Source organism: Salipiger sp. PrR002, from assembly GCF_010500775.1.
GTDB lineage: Bacteria > Pseudomonadota > Alphaproteobacteria > Rhodobacterales > Rhodobacteraceae > Salipiger.
On record NZ_JAAGOU010000001.1, the window covers coordinates 149,414 to 170,581 of the forward strand.

General features: G+C 65.9%; 20 protein-coding genes. 10 read left to right on the top strand and 10 right to left on the bottom strand.

Going from position 1 to position 21,168, the window contains the following annotated elements; translation table 11 throughout:
- The first annotated feature begins 80 nt into the window (after positions 1-80).
- Both cimA and G0A00_RS00715 read left to right on the top strand, forming a co-directional pair.
- Positions 81-1,712 carry a citramalate synthase gene (cimA, locus tag G0A00_RS00710; RefSeq protein WP_164179001.1) on the top strand — a complete coding sequence of 544 codons (1,632 nt, stop codon included), beginning with the start codon at positions 81-83 and terminating at the stop codon, positions 1,710-1,712.
- On the top strand, positions 1,699-2,484 hold the full coding sequence (locus G0A00_RS00715; RefSeq protein ID WP_164179002.1) for a squalene/phytoene synthase family protein: 786 nt from the start codon (positions 1,699-1,701) through the stop codon (positions 2,482-2,484). The genes cimA and G0A00_RS00715 overlap by 14 nt, the downstream gene beginning before the upstream one ends.
- Before the next feature lie 26 nt (positions 2,485-2,510).
- Here G0A00_RS00715 and G0A00_RS00720 read toward each other — a convergent pair whose 3' ends face one another.
- Positions 2,511-3,725 (bottom strand): MFS transporter, encoded by a 1,215-nt coding sequence (locus G0A00_RS00720; protein WP_164179003.1) that lies wholly within the window; start codon positions 3,723-3,725, stop codon positions 2,511-2,513.
- A gap of 114 nt (positions 3,726-3,839) precedes the next feature.
- Here G0A00_RS00720 and G0A00_RS00725 point away from each other — a divergent pair, with 114 nt between their 5' ends.
- Both G0A00_RS00725 and G0A00_RS00730 read left to right on the top strand, forming a co-directional pair.
- Positions 3,840-4,487 (top strand): DNA-3-methyladenine glycosylase, encoded by a 648-nt coding sequence (locus tag G0A00_RS00725; RefSeq protein ID WP_164179004.1) that lies wholly within the window; start codon positions 3,840-3,842, stop codon positions 4,485-4,487.
- Entirely contained in the window at positions 4,484-5,149 is a 666-nt protein-coding gene (locus G0A00_RS00730) for an alpha/beta hydrolase (RefSeq protein WP_164179005.1), read from the top strand. Before G0A00_RS00725 ends, G0A00_RS00730 begins: the two co-directional genes overlap by 4 nt.
- A 103-nt stretch (positions 5,150-5,252) precedes the next feature.
- Here the strand turns inward: G0A00_RS00730 and G0A00_RS00735 are convergent, their stop codons facing one another.
- Complete coding sequence (locus tag G0A00_RS00735; RefSeq protein WP_164179006.1) at positions 5,253-5,684, bottom strand: VOC family protein; 432 nt, start codon at positions 5,682-5,684, stop codon at positions 5,253-5,255.
- Positions 5,685-5,874: 190 nt separating this feature from the next.
- Here G0A00_RS00735 and G0A00_RS00740 point away from each other — a divergent pair, with 190 nt between their 5' ends.
- Complete coding sequence (locus G0A00_RS00740) at positions 5,875-6,459, top strand: HNH endonuclease (protein WP_164179007.1); 585 nt, start codon at positions 5,875-5,877, stop codon at positions 6,457-6,459.
- A gap of 115 nt (positions 6,460-6,574) precedes the next feature.
- Here G0A00_RS00740 and G0A00_RS00745 read toward each other — a convergent pair whose 3' ends face one another.
- The 3 genes from G0A00_RS00745 to G0A00_RS00755 all read right to left on the bottom strand — a co-directional run bounded on the left by G0A00_RS00745 (position 6,575) and on the right by G0A00_RS00755 (position 9,140).
- Positions 6,575-7,069, bottom strand: a complete 495-nt coding sequence (locus G0A00_RS00745) for a polymer-forming cytoskeletal protein (RefSeq protein ID WP_164179008.1) — start codon at positions 7,067-7,069, stop codon at positions 6,575-6,577.
- Positions 7,059-8,366: a DUF5930 domain-containing protein gene (locus G0A00_RS00750; RefSeq protein WP_164179009.1), complete on the bottom strand. Its 1,308-nt coding sequence runs from the start codon at positions 8,364-8,366 to the stop codon at positions 7,059-7,061. Before G0A00_RS00750 ends, G0A00_RS00745 begins: the two co-directional genes overlap by 11 nt.
- 321 nt (positions 8,367-8,687) lie before the next feature.
- Positions 8,688-9,140 carry a peroxiredoxin gene (locus G0A00_RS00755; RefSeq protein ID WP_066101019.1) on the bottom strand — a complete coding sequence of 151 codons (453 nt, stop codon included), beginning with the start codon at positions 9,138-9,140 and terminating at the stop codon, positions 8,688-8,690.
- Between the two features lie 88 nt (positions 9,141-9,228).
- Between G0A00_RS00755 and G0A00_RS00760 the strand changes: the two genes are divergently transcribed.
- Positions 9,229-12,510: a DUF3971 domain-containing protein gene (locus G0A00_RS00760; RefSeq protein WP_368667647.1), complete on the top strand. Its 3,282-nt coding sequence runs from the start codon at positions 9,229-9,231 to the stop codon at positions 12,508-12,510.
- Positions 12,511-12,542: 32 nt separating this feature from the next.
- Positions 12,543-13,592, top strand: coding sequence for a tRNA preQ1(34) S-adenosylmethionine ribosyltransferase-isomerase QueA (queA, locus tag G0A00_RS00765; RefSeq protein WP_164179010.1), 1,050 nt, complete (start codon positions 12,543-12,545; stop codon positions 13,590-13,592).
- A 10-nt stretch (positions 13,593-13,602) separates the two neighbouring features.
- Here queA and G0A00_RS00770 read toward each other — a convergent pair whose 3' ends face one another.
- Both G0A00_RS00770 and G0A00_RS00775 read right to left on the bottom strand, forming a co-directional pair.
- A complete protein-coding gene (locus tag G0A00_RS00770; protein ID WP_164179011.1) occupies positions 13,603-14,898 on the bottom strand; it encodes a TadG family pilus assembly protein in 1,296 nt (431 codons plus the stop codon).
- Positions 14,898-15,281: a TadE/TadG family type IV pilus assembly protein gene (locus G0A00_RS00775; protein ID WP_066101007.1), complete on the bottom strand. Its 384-nt coding sequence runs from the start codon at positions 15,279-15,281 to the stop codon at positions 14,898-14,900. Before G0A00_RS00775 ends, G0A00_RS00770 begins: the two co-directional genes overlap by 1 nt.
- A 438-nt stretch (positions 15,282-15,719) precedes the next feature.
- Between G0A00_RS00775 and G0A00_RS00780 the strand changes: the two genes are divergently transcribed.
- The 3 genes from G0A00_RS00780 (at position 15,720) to lpdA (ending at position 19,388) form a co-directional block, all read left to right on the top strand.
- Entirely contained in the window at positions 15,720-17,021 is a 1,302-nt protein-coding gene (locus tag G0A00_RS00780; RefSeq protein WP_164179012.1) for an MFS transporter, read from the top strand.
- A 131-nt stretch (positions 17,022-17,152) separates the two neighbouring features.
- Positions 17,153-17,737, top strand: a complete 585-nt coding sequence (locus tag G0A00_RS00785; protein ID WP_164179013.1) for a DUF924 family protein — start codon at positions 17,153-17,155, stop codon at positions 17,735-17,737.
- A gap of 256 nt (positions 17,738-17,993) precedes the next feature.
- Entirely contained in the window at positions 17,994-19,388 is a 1,395-nt protein-coding gene (gene lpdA, locus G0A00_RS00790; RefSeq protein WP_164179014.1) for a dihydrolipoyl dehydrogenase, read from the top strand.
- A gap of 209 nt (positions 19,389-19,597) precedes the next feature.
- Here the strand turns inward: lpdA and G0A00_RS00795 are convergent, their stop codons facing one another.
- The 3 genes from G0A00_RS00795 to G0A00_RS00805 are packed head-to-tail and all read right to left on the bottom strand — an operon-like array spanning position 19,598 to position 21,161.
- Entirely contained in the window at positions 19,598-20,185 is a 588-nt protein-coding gene (locus G0A00_RS00795) for an HD family hydrolase (RefSeq protein WP_164179015.1), read from the bottom strand.
- The gene (locus G0A00_RS00800) at positions 20,182-20,448 is read right to left on the bottom strand and encodes a hypothetical protein (protein ID WP_164179016.1); all 267 of its coding nucleotides are present in this window, start codon (positions 20,446-20,448) and stop codon (positions 20,182-20,184) included. The genes G0A00_RS00795 and G0A00_RS00800 overlap by 4 nt, the downstream gene beginning before the upstream one ends.
- 59 nt (positions 20,449-20,507) lie before the next feature.
- Positions 20,508-21,161: an alpha/beta hydrolase gene (locus G0A00_RS00805; RefSeq protein WP_066100987.1), complete on the bottom strand. Its 654-nt coding sequence runs from the start codon at positions 21,159-21,161 to the stop codon at positions 20,508-20,510.
- Between the last annotated feature and the right edge of the window lie 7 nt (positions 21,162-21,168).

Here is a 21,168-nt window from a genome sequence, read left to right on the forward strand (position 1 = left end):
CTGTGCCGGCGGGCAGCGGGATGCGGGGGCCAGCCCCCGCGCCCCCGGAGTGTTTGTGGAAAGATGAAAGGAGCGGCGTGATGGGGAAGGAGCGTCTCTACATCTACGACACCACCCTGCGCGACGGGCAGCAGACCCAAGGCGTGCAGTTCTCCACCGCCGAGAAGCACCGCATCGTCGCGGCGCTGGATGCGCTGGGGGTCGACTACATCGAAGGCGGCTGGCCCGGGGCCAATCCCACCGACAGCGCTTTTTTCGACGAGGTGGGTCAGACCCGCGCCACGATGACCGCCTTTGGCATGACCAAGCGGGCGGGGCGTTCGGCGGCCAATGACGACGTGCTGGCGGCGGTGCTGAACGCGGGCACGCCGTCGGTCTGCCTCGTGGGCAAGACCCATGAGTTCCACGTCACCACCGCGCTTGGCATCACGCTTGAGGAGAACCTCGAGGCGATCTCGGCCTCGGTCGCCCATTGCGTGGCGCAGGGGCTTGAGGCGCTGTTTGACGCCGAGCATTTCTTTGATGGCTACAAGGCCAACCCCGGCTATGCGCTTGGCTGCGTGAAGGCGGCGCTGGACAGTGGCGCGCGCTGGGTGGTGCTCTGCGACACCAACGGCGGCACGCTGCCCGAGGAAGTGGGGCGCATCGTGCGCGCGGTGATCGCGGCGGGCGTGCCCGGCGACAAGCTTGGCATCCACACCCACAATGACACCGAGAACGCCGTGGGCTGTACGCTGGCGGCGATCGACGCGGGCGTGCGGCAGTTGCAGGGCACGCTCAACGGTCTGGGCGAGCGCTGCGGCAATGCCAATCTCACCACGCTGATCCCGGTGCTGCTGCTCAAGGAGCCCTACGCCAGCCGCTATGAGACCGGCGTCAGCCGCGAGGCGCTGGAGGGGCTGACCCAGATGAGCCGGATGCTCGACGAGATCCTCAACCGTGTGCCGATGCGGCAGGCGGCCTTTGTCGGCAGTTCGGCCTTTGCCCATAAGGCGGGGCTGCACGCCAGCGCGATCCTCAAGGATCCCAGCACCTACGAGCACATCGAGCCGGGGCAGGTGGGCAACCGCCGTGTGATCCCCATGTCGAACCAAGCCGGACAGTCGAACCTGCGCCGCCGCCTCGCCGAAGCGGGTCTGGAGGTCGAGAAGGGCAATCCGGCGCTGGGGCGCATCCTCGAGCGGATCAAGGCGCAGGAGGCCGAGGGCTACACCTATGACACCGCGCAGGCGAGCTTTGAGCTCTTGGCGCGCGAGGAGCTGGGGCTGCTGCCGGAGTTCTTCGAAGTGAAGCGCTACCGGGTGACCATCGAGCGGCGGAAGAACAAATACGACCAGATGGTCTCGCTCTCCGAGGCCGTGGTGGTGGTGAAGATCGACGGTGAAAAGAAGCTCTCGGTCTCCGACAGTCTCGACACCGAGGGCCACGACCGTGGTCCGGTGAACGCGCTGTCGAAGGCGCTGGCCAAGGACCTCGGGCCCTATCAGTCGATGATCGACGACATGCGGCTGGTGGACTTCAAGGTGCGCATCACCCAAGGCGGCACCGAGGCGGTGACCCGCGTCATCATCGACAGCGAAGACGGGGCCGGGCGGCGCTGGCAGACGGTCGGCGTCAGCGCCAACATAGTCGACGCCTCCTTCGAGGCGCTGCTGGATGCGGTGCGCTGGAAGCTGATCCGCGACTGCGGGGCCGCGCGTGCAGCTCAGTGACGATCTGATCGCCTGTGCCGGGCTGATCGAGCGCGGCGATCCCGACCGTTTCGCCGCGGCCATGGCCGCGCCGCCACAGGCGCGGCGCGTGCTGTTCCCGCTCTATGCGTTCAACCTCGAGGTCGCCCGCGCGCCTTGGGTGACGCAGGAGACGATGATCGCCGAGATGCGCCTGCAATGGTGGCGCGACGCGCTGGAAGAGATCGCCAAGGGCGGTGCGGTGCGGCGGCACGAGGTGGTCACGCCGCTGGCGCAGGTGCTGGATGGCGAGACCGCGGCCCGGCTCGATCCGCTGGTCGGCGCGCGGCGTTGGGACATCTACCGCGATCCCTTCGAGGATGAGGCGCATCTGACGCGCTACCTCGAGGAAACCTCGGGGCTGCTGCTGCTGGCGGCGGGGCGGGGGCTGGCGGGACCTGCCGGTATGGGCGAAGAGCTTGCGCTGGATGCGGGCTATGCCTTTGGTCTCGCGGCCTTCCTGCGCGCGGTGCCGGAGCTTGAGAGCAAGGGCCGCGTGCCGCTGCTCGACGGACGCCCCGAGGGCGTGGCGGCGCTGGCGCGCGGCGGGCTGGCGCGGCTGGCACGGGCGCGAAAGAGCTTTGGCGCCGTGCCGAAGGCGGCGCGTCCTGCGCTGCTGGTGGGATGGCAGGCGGGGCCTTTGTTGCAGATGGCGGCAAAAGAGCCGCAGCGGGTCGCCGAGGGAACGCTGCAGCTGTCGGAATTCTCGCGACGGGCGCGTCTGGCGAAGGCGGGCTTTACCGGGCGGGTGTAGCGCAAATCCCTTGATAGGGATTTGCCTTACTCCGCCGGTTGCTCTTCTGGGCGCAGCACCAGCCAGATCAGCGCGCCGCCCGCCAGCACGAGGAAGGGCGCCATGGCCATCACCACCGCGCTCCAGCCCTGTTGCGGCGTGCCGCCAGAGCAGTTCATCAGCCCGCCCGAGGCGAGGGAGGCAAAGGTCACCCCGCCGAACACCAGCAGATCATTGAGCCCCTGCATGCGGCCGCGCTCTTCGGCGCTATGCGCGCCAGAGAGCATGGTGGTCGCGCCGATGAAGCCGAAGTTCCAGCCGATCCCCAGCAGCACCAGCGCGAAGAAGAAATTCTCCAGCTCGACGCCGGTCATCGCCACCGCGCCCGCGCCAGCGAGGATGACGAGCCCGAGGCCCATGATCTTCTCGACGCCGAAGCGGTTGATCATCTGCCCGGTGAAGAAGGACGGCGCGAACATCGCCAGCACATGGGCGCTGACCACATTGGCCGCGTCCGAGGTCTCGAACCCGCAGCCCACAACCGCCAGTGGCGTCGAGGTCATCACGAGGTTCATCAGCGCGTAGCTCACCATGCCGCAGATCACCGCCACGGCGATGCGCGGCGTGGTGATCAGCTGCCAGCGCGTGCGGCCATAGGGGCTGCCTTCGGCCGGGGCGGGGGGCTTTGGAATATCGAGGAAGAGAAACAGCAGCGAGCCCACGAGGTTCACCGCGATCACCGCCGCATAGGTGCCGAAGAAGGGGATCACATAGGCGTCGGCGGTCAGCTTCACCACCTGCGGGCCGATGAGCGCCGAGACCAGCCCGCCCGCCATCACGTAAGAGATCGCCTTGGGCCGGAAGGTGGGGCTGGCGGTGTCGGCGGCGGCGAAGCGGTAGAACCCCTGCGCCGACATGTAGAGCCCGGTGAGCAGGCTGCCGAGCAGGAAGATCGGGAAGGACTGCAGGTAAAGCCCCGTCGCGCCCACGATGCCGCCGAGCGTGCCGCCGAAGGTGCCGAGGAAGAACCCCGCGCGGCGGCCAAAGCGCTGCATGAAGGCCGAGACCGGCGTTGCCGACAGCATCGAGCCCAGCACGATCAGCGAGATCGGCAGCGTCGCAAAACAGGGGTTCGGCGCCAGCGACTGGCCGGCCAGCCCGCCGATGGTGAAGATCATCGGCATCTGCGCGCCGAGGAAAGCCTGCGCGAGAACCAGAATGGTGACATTGCGCCGGGCGCGGGACTCTGTTGTGCTGTGCATGCGCAATCGGTAGGGCGCGGTGCGGGGGAGCACAAGGGGGGACGGCTGCGGCCTGACGCCGCTTGGCGTCTCTGCGCAGGGTTTGAGTATTTGTTGAAAGATGAAAGGGACGCCATGACGGATGCGGTGCGGCAGGTCGGACGGATCATTCATTCCGACGCCTGCGTGGCCGAGGGCTGCGTTTGGCTGGCGGAGGCCGAGCCGCGCTTTGCCCATGCGCTGGAACTGACCGGGCCGCTGCCGCTGCGGCGGCGCGAGGACGGCTTCGCGCAGCTTCTGTCGGCCATCGTCAGCCAGCAGGTCAGTGTGGCTTCGGCGCGGGCGATCTGGGCGCGGCTCGAGGCGGCGGGGATGATCTCGCCCGAGGCGATCCTGTCGCAGGATATCGAGGGGCTGCGCGCGCTTGGCCTGTCGCGGCAGAAGGCCACCTACGCGCAGGCGCTGGCCGCCGAGGGGATCGACTTCGACGCGCTGCGGACCGCGCCGACGCAGGAAGTGGTTGAGACGCTGACCGCAGTAAAGGGGATCGGGGTCTGGACCGCCGAGATCTATGCCATGTTCTCGCTCGGCCATGCGGATGTCTTCGCGCCGGGCGATCTGGCGCTGCAGGAGGCGGCGCGCATCCTCTTCGATCTGGATGAGCGCCCCAAGGAGCGCGCGCTGCGCAAGATGGCCGAGGCATGGAGCCCATGGCGGGCGGTTGCGGCGCGGGCGCTCTGGGCCTACTACCATGTGCAAAAGCAAAGGGAAGGTATTGCATGACCCGCGTTCTTCAGGCCGGCCGCAAGGGCCCCGTTTCGGGCGAGACCCGCTCCTGCGTCGTGTTCCTGCATGGCTATGGCGCCAATGGGGCCGATCTGCTGGGCCTCGCCGATCCGCTGGGCGAGCATCTGCCCGACACGATGTTCGTCGCGCCCGACGCGCCGGAGGATTGCGCCGGAGCGCCCATGGGCTTTCAGTGGTTCCCGATCCCTTGGATCGACGGGTCCTCGGAAGAGGAGTCGATGCAGGGCATGGCGCGCGCGGTGGAGGATCTGAACGCCTTTCTCGACGCGCTGATGGTCGATGAGGATCTGCTGCCCGAACAGGTGGCGCTGGTCGGCTTCTCGCAGGGCTCGATGATGGCGCTGCATGTGGCGCCCCGGCGCGAGGATGAAGTGGCAGGCGTCGTGGCCTTCTCGGGCCGTTTGATCTCGCCCGAGCTGCTGGCCGACGACGTTGTGGTGCGCCCGCAGGTTCTGCTGGTGCATGGCGATCAGGATGACGTTGTGCCGCCGCAGTCCATGCCCGCCGCCGCCGAGGCGCTGCAGGGCGCGGGCTGGAAAGAGGTCTATGCCCATGTGATGAAGGGCACCGGCCACGGTATTGCCCCGGACGGGCTGGGCGTGGCGCTGGCCTTCCTGCGGGACAAATGCGGGTTCTAGCGCATCAGCGGGCTTGCCCGCTCGATGCGCAGCGCGTGTAGCGGCTCCGCGGCGCGGAGCCGCGGGCGCGTCAGTGCACATGCCCGCGTGATGCCCAGCCCGGTTATTCCCAGAGCCGCGGCTCGGCCAGTTCCACCGAATTGCCGGCGGGGTCGCGGAAATAGATCGACCGCGCGCCATTGGGCCAGATGAAATCCTGTTCGATCTCGACGCCCGCCTGCAGCAGGCGGGCGCGCCAGCCGTCCATCGCCGCGCCGGGCATGGCGAGGCAAACATGGCCCGGCCCGCGCGCGCCATGCGCGGGCACCGGCAGCGCCGGGTTGCGCGGCGGCTTTTCTGTCTCATCGGGGTTGAAGATGAGCAGCACGCCGCTACCCACCCGGAAGAAGACGTGGCGATCCCCCACGCGCTGCAGTTTCGTCAGCCCCATCACGCCGGAATAGAACGCCTCGGCGGCATCGAGATCGGCACAATAGAGCGCGGCCTCGAGAAGATGCGGCGGCGGGGCGGTGTTTGGAAGTTGTTCATCACTCATGCGGCAAGGCTAGCGCAGGTGTCGCACCGGTGTCATGCTCATGTCATGAGCATCACCTATCCACAGGGGCATCAGGGCATATAGCGAGGCTTGCCAGAGCCTATCCGCGATATATAGTGGTTTGAAAGCTGGGGCGGGGTGTCCCGCTCTGGTGCCCTTACGAGCAGACAGAGCGGGGGACGACTCACCCATGGACGGCGACTTCAGAACTCACTTCGTAAGAGAGCCCTCGGCGCTCCGGCAACACCCCGCGCTGGTGCTGAACGCGGATTACCGCCCGCTCTCCTATTACCCGCTGTCGCTCTGGCCATGGCAGGAAGCGGTGAAGGCGGCCTTCCTCGACAGGGTGGACATCATAGCCGAGTACGACGAGGAGGTCCGAAGCCCCTCGATGACGCTGAAAATCCCCAGCGTCGTGGTGCTGAAAGATTACGTAAAACCGAGAAAGCGCGTGGCCTTCACGCGCTTTAATCTTTTCTTGAGGGATGAATTCCGCTGCCAGTACTGCGGCAGCAAGGGCGATCTGACCTTTGACCACGTTGTGCCGCGCGCCTCGGGCGGGATCACCAGTTGGGAGAATGTGGTGGCGGCCTGTTCGCCCTGCAATCTGCGCAAGGGCTCGAAAAGCCTGCGCCGGGCGGGTATGTCGCTTTACCACGCGCCGCGCCAGCCCACGGCGGGCGACCTGTTGAACGTCGGGCGGAAGTTCCCGCCCAACCACCTGCACGACAGCTGGCTCGACTTCCTCTACTGGGATGCCGAACTGGAGGCCTGAGCCTGAGCTTGAGCCTTTGGTGGGGCGCGGTCGTTGCGGCTATCTTCATGATCGCAAAATGAAAAACGCCGGGCAGGGGCCCGGCGTTTCGCATTCTGTCGATGCCGTGAAAGGCTCAGCCCGCAGTGGGCTGGTCCGCGGCGGCGGCAGGAGCCGCGGCTTTCTTGCCGGTCGAGAGCGGATCGTCGGCGCGCTGCACCGACCCCTCGAAATGGGCGCCGGACTCGATGGCGATGGTCTTGTGGATGATATCACCCTCGACGCGCGCGGTGGCGGTCAGGCGCACCTTCAGGCCGCGCACGCGGCCCACGATGCGGCCATTGATCACCACGTCATCGGCGATGATCTCGCCCTTGATGGTGGCGGACTCGCCCACGGTCAGCAGGTGGGCGCGGATGTCGCCCTCGATAGTGCCTTCGACCTGAATGTCGCCGGTGGTCTTGATGTTGCCCGTGATGTGCAGATCGCTCGACAGCACCGAAGCCGGAGGCTTGGCTTTCGGGGCCGTGGGTTTGAACTCGGTCGAGCGGGGCGCGTCGGAAACAGCGGGCTTTGCCGCGGTGTCCTCGGCCTTGGGACCGGGTTCATTGATCTTGCTCTTAGAAAACATCGTTTGCAGCCTTGATGTAGATCATGGGATTGACTGGCTCGCCGCCTACGCGAACTTCATAGTGAAGATGCGTGCCGGTCGAGCGTCCTGTATTTCCCATAGCACCAACCTGCTGCCCGCGCGAGACCCTTTGGCCGACCTTCACGTTGATTCTGGACATATGTGCATAGCGCGTCTCGATGCCGAACTCGTGCTGAATTTTCACGAGGCGCCCGTAGCCCGACATCCAGCCCGCGTGGATCACCACGCCATCGGCGGTGGCATAGATCGCCGTGCCATGCGGCGCGGCGAAATCGGTGCCCGCGTGCAGGCGACCCCAGCGGCGTCCGAAGCCCGAGGTGAAGCGGAACGGATCCTTCAGCGGCACCGAGAAGGGCGCCTTCTCGGCGGCGATGCGATAGAGGTTCAGCTTGTCCATTTCGCCAAGGATGCGGTTGGCGCGCTCGGCGTCCGCCGAGGGTTCCTGACCGCGGGTGGTGAAGGTCAGCGGGGTAAGCGGACCGCCTTGCCCGGAATAGCCTTTGCGGACCTGCTTGATCAGGCTGTCGGGGCTCATGCCCGCGGCCTTGAACATCTTGTCGAGCGGCTCGACCGAAATGGTCATCGCGTCTTCGAGCTGGCGGAAGATGATGTCGTTCTGCTCTTCGCGCAGGCGCAGTTCGGTGGCCATTTCGTCGGCGCGCACCAGCGCGTCCTGTGCGTCTGCCACCACTTGATCGCGCTCTTCGGCGGTGCGGGCCAGCGCCTCGGACAGCAGGTCGAGCGTGCTGTCACCTTCGGCAGAGGCGATGGCGGTGCCGCCTTCGGCCAGTTGGTCCTGCAGCGTGGTAAGCCGGTCGGTGGCCTCTTCACGCTCTTTCATCGCGGTGCCGAGGGTCGACTGGATCACGTCGATCCCGGTCTCCAACTCGCGGCGGCGGGTCTCGCTGTCGAGCAGTTGCGACTGCATCTCAGAGACCTGCGCGAGCGCGACGTTGAACCGTTCCTGCGCGGCCTTGGCCTCGGCGGCGCGCACGTCGCGTTCGCGCGAAAGCTCGTTAAGGCGCTGCTGATATGTGGTCTGGTCGCGGCGGGATTGCTCGCGGAAATTGCCAGCGCTGATGCTGTCCATCATCAGGATGGCGGTTGCGACGATGGTCCAGCCCACGGTGAGGGCGATGCCAAGCGTCGCGGCGGCCTGCGTGCCGGATCGGAGGCGGATGAACCGCGTGTCATTGTCCGATCTCAGAAAAAGTCGGCGTTCCGGAAAGTAGCGCTCTAGCAGCGCGTGCCATTTGATCGCGAGACGCGTTCGCACGTGTCAGTCCCTTATTCCGTCCCTGTTCTGGCGAAGGTCCCCTAACTCCAACGCCTGCTAGGGGAGTAACAGACCCCCCCGAAATCGCAACAATTTTGGGCTTGCGATTCGCCAAGAGCAGCGGATCAACGCGCAAACGGCGAAAACTCGCCGATCTCAGATACTTCTTTTGTATAGAAGTTACGCCGGGGCATGCCCGGTTTTTCGGCATCGCACTTGGCACGCAGCGGCGCGCGGGCCGCTTGGCGGACCACAACGTCCTTGTAAGGACCTTGGAACTCCCTTCGAAGGGAGTTGATCCGCCACTTGCCGCCGGAGCGCTTAAAGCGCCTTCACCGCCTCAAGAACTTCTTCGGCGTGGCCGGGCACCTTCACCTTGCGCCATTCGCGCGCGATGCGGCCTTCGCCGTCGATCAAAATCGTCGTGCGCTCGATGCCCATGAAGGTCTTGCCGTACATCTTCTTTTCCTTCCACACGCCAAAGGCGGTGCAGGTCTGGGCGGTCTCATCGGACAGCAGCGGCACGGTTAGCGCCTTCTTGCGCATGAATTTTTCGTGGCTTTCCAAGGAGTCTGCCGAGATGCCAAAGACTTTGGTATCCAGAGCTTCGAACTCGGGCAGCAGCCGCGAGAAATCCTGGTTCTCGACCGTGCAGCCGGAGGTGTCGTCGCGCGGGTAGAAGAACAGCACCACCTTCGAGGGCCGCAGGTCCGAGAGGGTGATCTCTCCGCCGCCGGTGACGGGAAGGGTGAAATCGTGGGCCATGTCGGACATCGCGCATCTCCTTTGGGGCAGTTCGCTTTGCGTGGTTCTTGGGCTAGAACCCGAAGAAGGACAATAGCGAGATGAAAGCGCGCCGCCAGTGACCGACCGCCGCAAAGCCAGAAAATCCCGTTCCGGACGCCGCCGCGTCGTGCTCTGGGGCTGCGGCTGCGGGCTTGGCGTACTGGTGCTGGTGGCGGCGCTGTTGGCAGGCGGCATCTGGTACGCGATGGGGCGCTCGGTCTCGGCGCCGGACTGGATGCGCAGCGCGATCGAGACGCGGCTGGCCGAGGCGGTGCCGGGCCTGAAGGTGGATTTCGGCGACCTGCGGCTGCGGCTGCAGCCCGACTGGCTGGCCCGCATCGCGCTGACCGATGTGCAATTGCAAAGCGCCGAGGGCGGGCAGCTGGGCTCGCTGGCGCTGGTCGAGGTCGGGCTGGCTCCGACGCAGCTGCTGCGCGGCGAGTACCAGTTGCGGGCGGTGCGTGTCTCTGGCGTGCAACTGATGCTGCGGCGCGATCCCAATGGCGACCTCACCATGGGTGTCGATGGTATGTTCGCCTCGGACGGGTTGGCCCCCGATCTTGCGACGATCCTTGCGCAGATCGACACGCTGGCCGAGGAGCCGCGGCTGGCCGGGCTGCGCTCGGTCGAGGCGGATGCGCTGACGCTGCGCTATGAGGACGCCCGCGCGGGCCGGGCGTGGACGGCGGACGGCGGCCGCGTCGGGCTGCGGCGCGAGGGCGACACGCTGCGCATTGCGGGGGATGTGGCGCTGCTGGGCAACAGCGATGTGCCCGCCACCCTGTCGTTCAATGCCGAGAGCCGGATTGGCGAGGACAGTGTCAGCTTCGGCACCACGCTCAGCAACCTCTTGGCGCAGGACATCGCAACGCAAAGCCCGGCCTTGGCGTGGCTCAATGGTCTGCGCGCGCCCATCTCTGGCTCGCTGCGCGGCAATGTCACCGGCGGCGACAAGCTGGGCGCGCTGTCGGCGACGTTGCAGATCGGCGAGGGCGTGCTGCAGCCGCGCCCCGAGACGCAGCCGATCCCCTTCGAGAATGCCCGCACCTATTTCTCGTTCGACCCCAAGACCGCCACGCTGACCTTTGACGAGATCTCGGTGAAGAGCCGTCTGGGCACCATGGTCTCGGACGGGCGCGCGGTGCTCGAAGGGCTGTCGCAGGGCATGCCCGGCGCCATGGTGGGTCAGTTCCGCTTTACCCGGCTGGAGGCCGATCCCAAGGGGTTCTTTGACGACAAGCTGCAACTGGCGGGGGCCGAGACCGACTGGCGGTTGAACTTCGATCCATTCCGCTTCGAGCTTGGCCGCCTGCGGGTGACCGATCCGAAGCTGCCGCTGCGCGCGAGTGGCACTCTGGCGGCGGAGGAGGCGGGCTGGCGCTTGGCGCTGGATGCGCAGCTCGACACGCTGACCCCCGAGACGCTGCTGGCCTATTGGCCGCGCGCGGCGGCGGAAAAGGCGCGCGACTGGGTCGAAAAGAACATCTACGCGGGCACCTTCCACGATGTGGGGCTGGCCCTGCGGCTCGATCCCGGCGGCAGCTTGGTGCCCTATCTGCAAAGCCGCTTCGAGGGGGTGGAGCTGACCTATTCGCGCACGCTGCCGCGTCTTTACGAAGGCGTCGGCCAGCTTTCTTTCCTGCGCAACCGCCTGTCCGTGATGCTCGACAGCGGCGAGGTGCGGCCCACGCAGGGCGGGCTTTTGCAGGGCAAGGGCTCGAGTTTTGTCATTCCCGATCTCACGCAGCGCCCGATGACCGGCGAGGTCAACGTCAAGGCGACGGGCTCGCTTGAGGCGGCGCTCTCTTATCTCGACGAAGAGCCGCTCGAGGTGATGAAGAAGGCCAACAAACCCGTGGCGCTGGGGACCGGAGAGGTCTCGGCGCAGGTGCGGGTGGTGACGCCGCTGAAGAAGGGCGTGCAGCGCGAGGAGATCGCGGTGATCGCCGACGCCATAGTGACGGGCGTCGAAAGCGCCGAGCTTGTGCCGGGCAAGGTGCTGAGCGCCGATGAGCTTTACGTGGCGGTGGATGACACTGGCGTCAGTGTGAGCGGCAAGGGCGATCTGTCGGGCGCGCCCTTTGACGGCGCGTGGAGCCAATCCTTCACGCCGGACACGCCCGGCAAGGTCGAAGGCGCGGTGGTGCTCTCCGAAGCTGTCTCGCAGGCGCTGGGGATCGGCCTGCCTGCGGGCACCTTCTCGGGGCAGGGGCGCGGCAGCATCGACATCACGCTGGCGCACGGCCAGCCGCCGCAGTTCGTGCTGACCTCGGATCTTGCGGGTCTTGGCGTGTCGCTGCCGCAACTGGGCTGGCGGCTGTCGCAGGGCGGCACGGGATCGCTGGAAGTGGCGGGCACGCTGGGCACGCCGGTCTCGGTCGAGAAGCTGGCGCTGCGTGCGCCGGGGCTGACTGCGCAGGGTTCGGTCTCGCTCAACGAGAACGGCACGCTGCGCCAGTTGTCGCTGCCGGTGTTGCGCGCAGGCGGCTGGTTCGACGGGGCGGCGGTGCTGAGCGGGCGCGGGCGCAACGCGGCACCGGCCATGCGCCTCACCGGCAATATGCTCGACATGCGCGGCGCGCCGGTTGGCGGCTCGGGCGGTGGTGGCAGCGGTGGCGGGCCGATCGACATCGCCGTGAACCGCCTGCAGGTCACCGACAAGATCGCCATCACCAATCTGCAGGGAAAGTTCGACACCCGGCGCGGCATCAACGGCACCTTCACCGGCAGCGTGGGTGGGCGGGCCCCGGTGCGCGGCGATGTGGTTCCGCAGAACGGCGGCACGGCCATCCGCATCCGGGCGCGGGACGCGGGCGACGTGCTCAAGGGCGCGGGGGTGATGCAGAACATTCAGGACGGCACCTTCGATCTGACCCTCGTGCCGGTGCAGGGCAAGACCGGCGAATACGACGGCGCGCTCACCATCGAGGGAACGCGGATGCAAAAGAATCCGGCGGTGGTGCAACTGCTCGACGGTATCAGCGTGGTTGGCATCCTCGACCAGCTCAACGGGCCGGGCATCTTCTTTTCCGAGGTAGACGCCCGCTTCCGCCTCACCCCGCAGCAGATCATCCTCACCCGCTCCAGCGCCACTGGCCCGTCAATGGGCATTTCGATGGACGGCTATGCCAACCTTGCCAGCGGCATGATGGACATGCAGGGCGTGCTGTCGCCGATCTATGTGATCAACGGCATCGGGCAGCTTTTCTCGCGCAAGGGCGAGGGGCTGATCGGCTTCAACTTCAACCTGCGCGGCCCGGTCGCCGATCCGGCGGTCAGCGTGAACCCGCTTTCGGTCTTCACCCCGGGCATGTTCCGTGACATCTTCCGGCGCCCGCCGCCGCAGGTGAGTCAGTAGCGCAGCGCCCACTTCCAAGAGCACCCAAATCCATGCAGCTTTCCGATTTCGACTTCCCTCTCCCCGAGGACCTCATTGCCACGCGCCCGGCGCATCCGCGCTCTTCAGCGCGGCTGCTGGTGGCCGAGGGCGCGTGCATCACCGATGCCATCGTGCGCGACCTGACCGACTGGCTGCAGCCCGGCGACCGGCTGGTGCTGAACGACACCAAGGTGATCCCGGCGCGACTTTCAGGTCTGCGCCATCGCTCCAGCGCGCAGGGCGAGACCGAGGCGCGGATCGAGGTGACGCTGCTCGAGCCGCGGGCGGGCGGGCTCTGGTCTGCCTTGGTCAAGCCGCTGAAGAAGCTGCGCGAGGGCGAGACGGTGGTGTTCTCGGACCAGCTTTCGGCAACGCTTGAGGCGCGCGAGGACGGGCAGGGGCTGCTGCGCTTCAACCTCACCGGCGAGGATTTCGATGCCGCGCTGGCCGAGGCCGGGGCGATGCCGCTCCCGCCCTATATCGCCGCCAAACGCGCCGCCGATGCCCAAGATAAGGAAGACTATCAGACCGTTTGGGCCAAGAATTCGGGCGCGGTGGCCGCCCCGACGGCCTCGCTGCATTTCGACGATGCGCTGCTGGCGGCGCTGAAGGCGCGGGGCGTGGAATTCACCCATGTGACGCTGCACGTGGGCGCGGGCACCTTCCTGCCGGTGAAGGTGGACGATGTGACCACCCACAAGATGCACGGCGAATGGGGCGAGGTGACCGAAGTGGCCGCCTCCGAGATCGCCGCCACCAAGGCGGCCGGTGGGCGGGTGATCCCGGTGGGCACCACCGCGCTGCGCCTGATCGAGACCGCCGCGCGCGACACAGGGGCCATCGCGCCTTGGAGCGGAGTGACGGACATCTTCATCTACCCCGGCTTCACCTTCCACGTCGCCGACGCGCTGATGACCAATTTCCACCTGCCGAAATCGACGCTGATGATGCTGGTGGCGGCCTTCATGGGCAAGGAGCGGATGGACCGCGTCTATGCTCATGCGATTGCCGAACGCTACCGGTTCTTCTCGTACGGTGATGCCTCGCTGCTGATCCCCTGAGGGCGAGCGGTCAGCGCAGCACCACCGTATCGCCGTTCAGCATGGTCTCGGCGTTGAGGCAGATCGGCAGCAGTTGCAGATCGGTGGTGATCTCGGAGATCTCCCGCACCAGCGGGTTCACGATCCCGCCCAGCAGATCGAGCGTGCCGGATAGCAGCGTGCCTGTCTCCTCGACCGTCTGGTCAAGGAATTGGCCCAGCGGCCGGTCCGTCGAGACCAGCGCGGGGATGCCCGCAACCGCATCGAGATCGGCAAAGAGCAGCACCTTCACCCCATCCCCGGGCGCGCAGGCTGGCGATCCGGTGAGCAGCTTGTCGGGCCGCAGCCGCACCTCGTCGAGGTCACGCACCAGCGACAGCAGGTTCGACACCACGAGGCTGGCGCGCAGCGACACCTCGCCCTCGAAGCGGATCGGGCATTCGGAAAAGATCGCCGCGTTCTCGACCACGAACCCATCGCCCAAGCGCAGCACCTCTCCGGCCTCGCAGTCGATGTAGACGCTGCCGTCGCTCAGCACCTCGATGTCGTCGAGATCGCGGATGTGCAGGTTCTGCGTGGCGGTGCGGGCGACCGCCTCGATGTCCGACAGGCTGAGCTCTTGCAGGCCGAAGAGGTCGAGCCGGGGCAGGGCGACACCTTGGGTGAGCAGCTTGTCGATCAGCGCATCGGTTTCATCGGTCCGCCAGAGCGGCATCTCGCCGTAGTCGACACCGGCGTTGGCCATCAGACAAATGCCAAGGAAGACATCCAGCGCCGAGACATCCACCCGCGTCTGCAGCGACAGCAGCGGCGCGGGGCAGCGCAGCGCGCCACGGGTGCGGAACTGCGCCACGGCCTGACCTTGCAAGTCCCATTTGTCGTAGCCAAAGAGGCCGAGAAACAGCAGCGGCTCGGCGCTGTCATGGGCTTCGTCGCGGTTCAGCGTGACCCGCACGGCGTCATAGGGATGCTGGCCGGGCAGGAAGTCGCCGCTTTGGGCGTCGCGCCGCCCGATCTCGAAGCTTTGCTTGTGCCATGCGTTGTCGAGCTTCGCGACCTCCAGCCCGCTGCCTGCGATGCGCTGCGCGACCTTGCGCGGGCTCTGACCGATCAGCGGCTCGGAGGCGCGGGTGGCGGCGCTGAGGGCTGCGGCCTCTGCGTTGGATTGCAGGATTTCCTTCACGCGCCACGCGTTGGCCACGTCGATCGCTGCGCCGCCGAGCAATGTGCCGATGATCAGCATGAAGAGCGCGATGGCTGTTCCTGCGCCGTCTTCATTGCGCCACAGCCCGGCCCGCAGGCGCGGCCAGATACGGGATGCCGTCATCAGCTGGGCTCCCGCAGCATCGAGATCGACGCCTTCAACTCGCCCACCACGTAGCGGCCCATGACCGGCGTCAGAGACGCTTTGGCCCCCGGCAGGCTGATGCGGGCATCGACCTCGTCGCGGTCGACCTGCACATCGACGACATAATCATTGTTGCCGAAAAACAGCCTGCTGCGCAGGTAGTCGTTGGCCTCTTCCGGGCGCACCCGGTGGATCGAGACGGCGCGGGCGGTGTCGCGCGCGGCGCTCCACATGTTGGCGTTGACCACCATGAGATAGGCGAAATCCATGATCAGCGCGAGCATGCAGAGCAAAAACGGTGCCCAGATCGCCATTTCCACGGTCAGCGAGCCGTCCTCCTGCTCGCGAAACCTTCTCAGCATGAATGTCTTGCCGAGCCGTCGGGTCTTTCCAGTCGTACTCCTCGTGCGCGTCATGACGGATGCGCCCCCTCACTGGTTCCTCCACTGCGCGGGGAAAACATGTCCCGCACATCCATATTTGGCGCCTGAATTGCGCCTTCTTTGCGGCGCTCATGTGGCTGCGCGCCATTTGAATTCACCAAGCTGCATGCGACTCCCGGTAAGAGTTTGTTTACCTGTCGCATTTTCGCGTTTGTGAAAATGCAACCGTGACGGTGCCATACTAGGTAGTTAACAAATCACGCGGGTTTTCGGTGCGAAATATGCCCAATTTTGCGACGAAATTAGAATGCTCTTGCGCCGAAAGCGTCGTGAGGGCAGGGCAGGGCAAAGGTAAGAATCGCCGCAGCAGATCGTGACCAAACTGCGTCGCGGCGGATGTGGAAAAAGGGGCCGGACATGACCGAGGTTCTGAAGAATTCCTGGGCGCTGCTTTTGGGCGTCATGCTGCTGATGGTGGGCAACGGTCTGCAGGGCTCGCTCTTGGGTGTGCGCGGCGGCGACGCGGGGTTCTCGGCCTTCTCCATGTCGATCGTCATGGCCGGGTACTTCGCGGGCTTCTTGCTTGCCTCGCGGCTGACGCCCGGAATGATCCGCCGCGTCGGGCACGTGCGGGTCTTCGCCGCGCTTGGCTCGTTCATCTCGGCGGTGCTGATCCTCTACCCGGCGTTCCCGCATCCCATCGTCTGGACCATCGAGCGGATGGTCATCGGCTTTTGCTACTGCGGCGTCTATGTGACCGCCGAAAGCTGGCTCAACAACGCCTCGTCGAACGAGAACCGCGGGCAGGCGCTCTCGGCCTATATGATCGTGCAGATGGTCGGCATCATCGCCGCGCAGGCCATGCTGCTGATCCCCGACAGCTCGGGCTTCCTGCTTTTCGTGATCCCCTCGGTGCTGGTTTCGATCGCCTTCGCGCCCATTCTGCTGTCGATCTCGCCGACGCCCGCCTTTGACACCACCCGCCCGATGAGCCTGCTGGAGCTGTTCCACGTCTCGCCGCTGGGCATGGTCGGGATGTTCCTGCTGGGCGGTGTCTTCGCCTCGCAGTTTGGTATGGCGGCGGTCTATGGCTCGGAGGCGGGGCTGAGCCTTGCGCAGATCTCCACCTTCGTCGCGGCCTTCTATGTGGGGGCGCTGGTCACTCAGTATCCGCTGGGCTGGCTGTCGGACCGGATGGACCGCCGCGTGCTGGTCATGGCGGTGGCGCTGGTCGGCGGCGTGGCGGCGGCGCTGGCGGTGACGCTTTCGGGGCATTTCACCGTGCTGCTGGCGGCGGCCTTCCTGATCGGCGGCGCCTCGAACCCGCTCTATTCGATCCTCATCGCCCACACCAACGACTTCCTCGGCACGGACCGTATGGCGGCGGCCTCTGCGGGCCTGCTGTTCATCAACGGCCTTGGGGCCATCGCCGGGCCGCTGATCTCGGGCTACGCGATGCAGACGATGGGGCCGGGCGGCTTCTTCATGCTGATCTCGGCGCTGATGCTGGGTCTCACCGGCTACGCGGGCTGGCGCATGACCCGCCGCGCGGCACCGCAGGCGGACGATATCGGCGCCTTCGCCGCAGTGGCGCCCACCGGCTCCATGGTGGCGGTCGAGGTCGCGCAGGAGGCGGTGATCGACGCACAAGAAGCCGCGGAGGCCGAGATGATCGAGGCCGCGCGCGCCGAGGCAGAGGCCGAAGACAGATTGAGGTGAATGCCTGATTTTCGGGCAGACACGGACGAAAGCAGGGATTGTCGCAATTGACAGAATTTGTGACTTCAGCATCCGGTGCAGGCGAATGTAACCTGTTCATGACACCGGAGCGGCACGCAAGGATGGAAGGTATGAAGGCCCCCGAGGATATTCTGGCATTCTGGCTCGACCAGACCGACAGCGACAAATGGTACAAAACGGACCCGGCGCTCGACGCCGAGATCCGCTCCCAGTTCGAGGAGACTTGGGAAGGCGCGATGGAGGGGCGGTTCGGGCTATGGCTCACCTATCCCAGCGGCGCGCTTGCCTATGTGATCCTGCTCGATCAGTTCTCGCGCAACATGTTCCGTGGCGAGGCCAAGGCCTTCTCTGCGGATGAGGTGGCGCTGGCGGCAGCCAAACAGGCGATCTGGCGCGGCTGGGATCTGAAGATCGACGAGCCCGCGCGGCAGTTCTTCTACCTGCCGCTGATGCATTCCGAGAACCTCTGCGATCAGGAGCGGTGCATCCGCCTGATGAAAGAGAGGCTGACCGAGACCGGCGCCAGCAACCTGCTGCACGCTCGGGCACACCGCGAAGTGATCCGCGAGTTCGGGCGCTTCCCCACCCGCAACGAGGCGCTGTCGCGCAATTCGACCTCGCCCGAAAGCGGCTACCTTCAGGGTGGCGGCTATGGCGAGGTGCTGCGCAAACTGCAGGCGGTTGAGGCGGCCTGAGCGGCCAGAACCTCAGATTAGCCTAATGAATTAAGGCCCGTGCGATCCTGTCGCCCGGGCCTTTCTTGTTGTTTGCGGCGGTCCGGCGGCAAGCTTTCGCGTGGCGGGTTGCGTATTCCGCCGTGGCCCGTCACCTTGCCTGAAGTCCCGCATCGCCCTAGCTGCCTGCGGGGCAGGCGATCTTTCGCGGCGCGGCGTTGAAGCCCCCGGGGAGATGGTTTAATATCAAACTAATTTGACTCGGCGGGAGAGAGCCATGGCTTCGCAAAGCTTCGATATGATCGTCATCGGTGCCGGACCGGGGGGCTACGTCGCCGCCATCCGCGGCGCCCAACTCGGCCTCAAGGTGGCCGTGGTGGAGCGCGAGCACATGGGCGGCATCTGCCTCAACTGGGGCTGCATCCCGACCAAGGCGCTGCTGCGGTCCTCGGAGATCTACCACTTCATGCAGCGCGCCGAAGACTACGGCCTGAGCGCCGAGAAGATCGGTTACGATCTCGATGCGGTGGTGAAACGCTCGCGCGGTGTGGCCAAGCAGCTGAACTCCGGCGTCACCCATCTTCTCAAGAAGAACAAGGTGACGGCGATCATGGGCGAGGCCTCGATCCCCGCCAAGGGCAAGGTCACGGTCAAGACCGACAAAGGCACCGAAGAGCTGACGGCGAAGAACATCGTCATCGCCACCGGCGCGCGCGCGCGCGAACTGCCGGGCCTCGAGGCGGATGGCGATCTGGTGTGGACCTATAAGCACGCGCTGCAGCCGGGCCGCATGCCCAAGAAGCTGCTGGTCATCGGCTCGGGTGCCATCGGCATCGAGTTCGCCAGCTTCTACAACACGCTCGGCGCCGATACGACGGTGGTCGAGGTGATGGACCGCATCCTGCCCGTGGAAGATGAAGAAATCTCGAAGTTTGCCAAGAAGCAGTTCGAGAAGCAGGGTCTGAAGATCCGCGAGAAGACCATGGTCAAGCAGCTTGACCGCGCCAAGGGCAAGGTCACCGCGCATATCGAGCAAGGCGGCAAGGTCACCAAGGAAGAGTTCGACACGGTGATCTCGGCGGTCGGCATCGTCGGCAACACCGAAGGGCTGGGTCTCGAAGCGCTCGGCGTGAAGGTGGAGCGCACCCACGTGGTGGTGGACAAGCATTGCCGCACCGGCATCGAAGGCGTCTACGCCATCGGTGACATCGCCGGCGCGCCCTGGCTGGCGCATAAGGCGAGCCACGAGGGCGTCATGGTGGCCGAGCTCATCGCCGGCGGTCATCCGCATGCGGTCGATCCCAACTCCATCGCGGGCTGCACCTATTGCCACCCGCAGGTGGCCTCGGTCGGCATGACCGAAGCGCAGGCGAAAGAGGCGGGCTATAAAATCAAGGTCGGCCGCTTCCCCTTCATCGGCAACGGCAAGGCGATCGCGCTTGGCGAGCCCGAGGGGCTGGTGAAAACCGTCTTCGACGAGAAGACCGGCGAGCTTCTGGGCGCGCATATGATCGGCGCGGAAGTCACCGAGCTGATCCAGGGCTACGTGGTGGGCCGCCAGCTTGAGACCACCGAAGAAGACCTGATGAACACCGTCTTCCCGCACCCGACGCTGTCGGAGATGATGCACGAAAGCGTCCTCGACGCATGGGGCCGCGCGATCCACTACTGAGGCCGCGCAGCTCGCAAAAGAAAAGGGCGCCCGGTCGGGCGCCCTTTTTCGTATGTCGGGATAAAGGGGGCGCTGCCCCCTCGGCGCGTTGCGCCTCACCCCCGGGATATTTGGATCTAAGCGAAGCGGGCATCGGGCTTCGTCTAGACCGAAATATCCCGGGGGAGGCCGCCGCAGGCGGACGGGGGCAGCGCCCCCATCTTGCAACGTCAGGCCGAAAGCCGCGCGAGGAAGCTCTGCACCTTGGGGGCCAGCCAATCCCAGAGTTTCGGCGCGCCGCTCTGGATCTTCGGCGCCATCTTCTTCTCGAACACCGGCCAGGTCACCTTGTAGTCGACCCAGGAGCCGCCTTGCGTGACGAGGTTCATGTTCGGCGGCTGGAACCGGTCGACGGATTTGGCAAACCGTGCGTCGGGGGTATCATTGGCTTCGAACTCGTCCCAGAGCGCGCGCAATTCGGCACCCTGATCGGCGGGCAGCAGGCCGAAGAGACGGTCGGCGGCGGCGGCTTCCTCGGCTTCCTTGGCGGCCTCGTCCACATCCCCGAAGAACGGGTTGTCGCCCGCGTCGATCTCTACGAGATCATGCAGCAGCAGCATCTTGATGACGCGCTCGATGGTCACCCCCTCGGGGGCGTGCTCGCCCAGCACCAGCGCAAAGAGCGCGAGGTGCCAGCTGTGCTCGGCGGAGTTCTCGAAGCGCGCGCCATCCGAGGTCTTGGTGGCGCGGGTCACCGCAGAAAGGCGGCCCGCCTCGATGAGGAAGGCCATCTGCGCGTCGAGGCGTTCGGTGCTCATGTGGGCGTGTCCCCGGTGTCCGCGGCACCGTCTGCATCGAGGCCGCTCGCTTTGGCGGCGTTCAGCCGCTCGACGAGGAAGGCGCGCGCTCGGCGCTCGGCCATGCGCACGCGGATCGAGGTGAGATAGGCTTCCTCAAGGGTGGTGGAGGAGGCGCCAATGACTTTGGCGACCTCCATGAAGAACCGGTCGTCGCCGGTCACTTTCATCACCTTGAACGTGTCATCGGCCAGTTTGTCGGCCAGTTCCTCGGTCAGTTGCATGACGCTCTCCGGGGCTTGGGCTTGCGGACCGCAGCGCGGGCCGGGCCCGCGCCCGCGGCTCAGCGCGTGGTTTCGGTCAGGCGGCGCTTCACGTAGCCGGTGACATTGTCGATCATCGTGTCCATATGCGGCTCTTCAAAGAAGTGGCCGGCACCCTCGATCTGCTCGTGGGTGATGGTGATGCCCTTCTGTTCCTTGAGCTTGTTCACCAGCGTCGTGGTGTCCGCGGGCGGCGCCACGCGGTCATTGGTGCCGTTGATGATCAGACCCGACGAGGGGCAGGGGGCGAGGAACGAGAAATCATACATGTTCGCCGGCGGCGAGACCGAGACGAAGCCGGTGATCTCGGGGCGGCGCATCAGCAGTTGCATGCCGATCCAGGCACCGAAAGAAAATCCCGCGACCCAGCAGTGCTTGGAATTGTTATTCATCGACTGCAGGTAGTCGAGCGCCGAGGCGGCGTCGGAAAGCTCGCCGATGCCCTGGTCGTATTCGCCCTGGCTCCGGCCCACGCCGCGGAAATTGAACCGCAGCACGGTGAAACCCATGTTGTAGAAGGCGTAGTGAAGGTTATAGACGACCTTGTTGTTCATCGTCCCGCCGAACTGCGGGTGCGGATGCAGGACGATGGCAATGGGGGCGTCATTGTCTTTTTGCGGATGATAGCGGCCTTCAAGGCGGCCTTCGGGTCCGGGAAAAATGACCTCGGGCATCGGGCGG

Excerpts from the sequence above, each read along its gene's own strand:
- G0A00_RS00770 (WP_164179011.1), bottom strand. The coding sequence starts at position 14,898 with ATGACGGCATCCCGTATCTGGCCGCGCCTGCGGGCCGGGCTGTGGCGC.
- queA (WP_164179010.1), top strand. The coding sequence starts at position 12,543 with ATGCAGCTTTCCGATTTCGACTTCCCTCTCCCCGAGGACCTCATTGCC.
- lpdA (WP_164179014.1), top strand. The coding sequence starts at position 17,994 with ATGGCTTCGCAAAGCTTCGATATGATCGTCATCGGTGCCGGACCGGGG.
- G0A00_RS00745 (WP_164179008.1), bottom strand. The coding sequence starts at position 7,069 with ATGTTTTCTAAGAGCAAGATCAATGAACCCGGTCCCAAGGCCGAGGAC.
- G0A00_RS00735 (WP_164179006.1), bottom strand. The coding sequence starts at position 5,684 with ATGAGTGATGAACAACTTCCAAACACCGCCCCGCCGCCGCATCTTCTC.
- G0A00_RS00800 (WP_164179016.1), bottom strand. The coding sequence starts at position 20,448 with ATGCAACTGACCGAGGAACTGGCCGACAAACTGGCCGATGACACGTTC.
- G0A00_RS00795 (WP_164179015.1), bottom strand. The coding sequence starts at position 20,185 with ATGAGCACCGAACGCCTCGACGCGCAGATGGCCTTCCTCATCGAGGCG.
- G0A00_RS00730 (WP_164179005.1), top strand. The coding sequence starts at position 4,484 with ATGACCCGCGTTCTTCAGGCCGGCCGCAAGGGCCCCGTTTCGGGCGAG.
- G0A00_RS00755 (WP_066101019.1), bottom strand. The coding sequence starts at position 9,140 with ATGTCCGACATGGCCCACGATTTCACCCTTCCCGTCACCGGCGGCGGA.
- G0A00_RS00805 (WP_066100987.1), bottom strand. The coding sequence starts at position 21,161 with ATGCCCGAGGTCATTTTTCCCGGACCCGAAGGCCGCCTTGAAGGCCGC.
- G0A00_RS00720 (WP_164179003.1), bottom strand. The coding sequence starts at position 3,725 with ATGCACAGCACAACAGAGTCCCGCGCCCGGCGCAATGTCACCATTCTG.
- G0A00_RS00780 (WP_164179012.1), top strand. The coding sequence starts at position 15,720 with ATGACCGAGGTTCTGAAGAATTCCTGGGCGCTGCTTTTGGGCGTCATG.
- G0A00_RS00725 (WP_164179004.1), top strand. The coding sequence starts at position 3,840 with ATGACGGATGCGGTGCGGCAGGTCGGACGGATCATTCATTCCGACGCC.
- G0A00_RS00740 (WP_164179007.1), top strand. The coding sequence starts at position 5,875 with ATGGACGGCGACTTCAGAACTCACTTCGTAAGAGAGCCCTCGGCGCTC.
- G0A00_RS00785 (WP_164179013.1), top strand. The coding sequence starts at position 17,153 with ATGAAGGCCCCCGAGGATATTCTGGCATTCTGGCTCGACCAGACCGAC.
- cimA (WP_164179001.1), top strand. The coding sequence starts at position 81 with ATGGGGAAGGAGCGTCTCTACATCTACGACACCACCCTGCGCGACGGG.
- G0A00_RS00775 (WP_066101007.1), bottom strand. The coding sequence starts at position 15,281 with ATGCTGAGAAGGTTTCGCGAGCAGGAGGACGGCTCGCTGACCGTGGAA.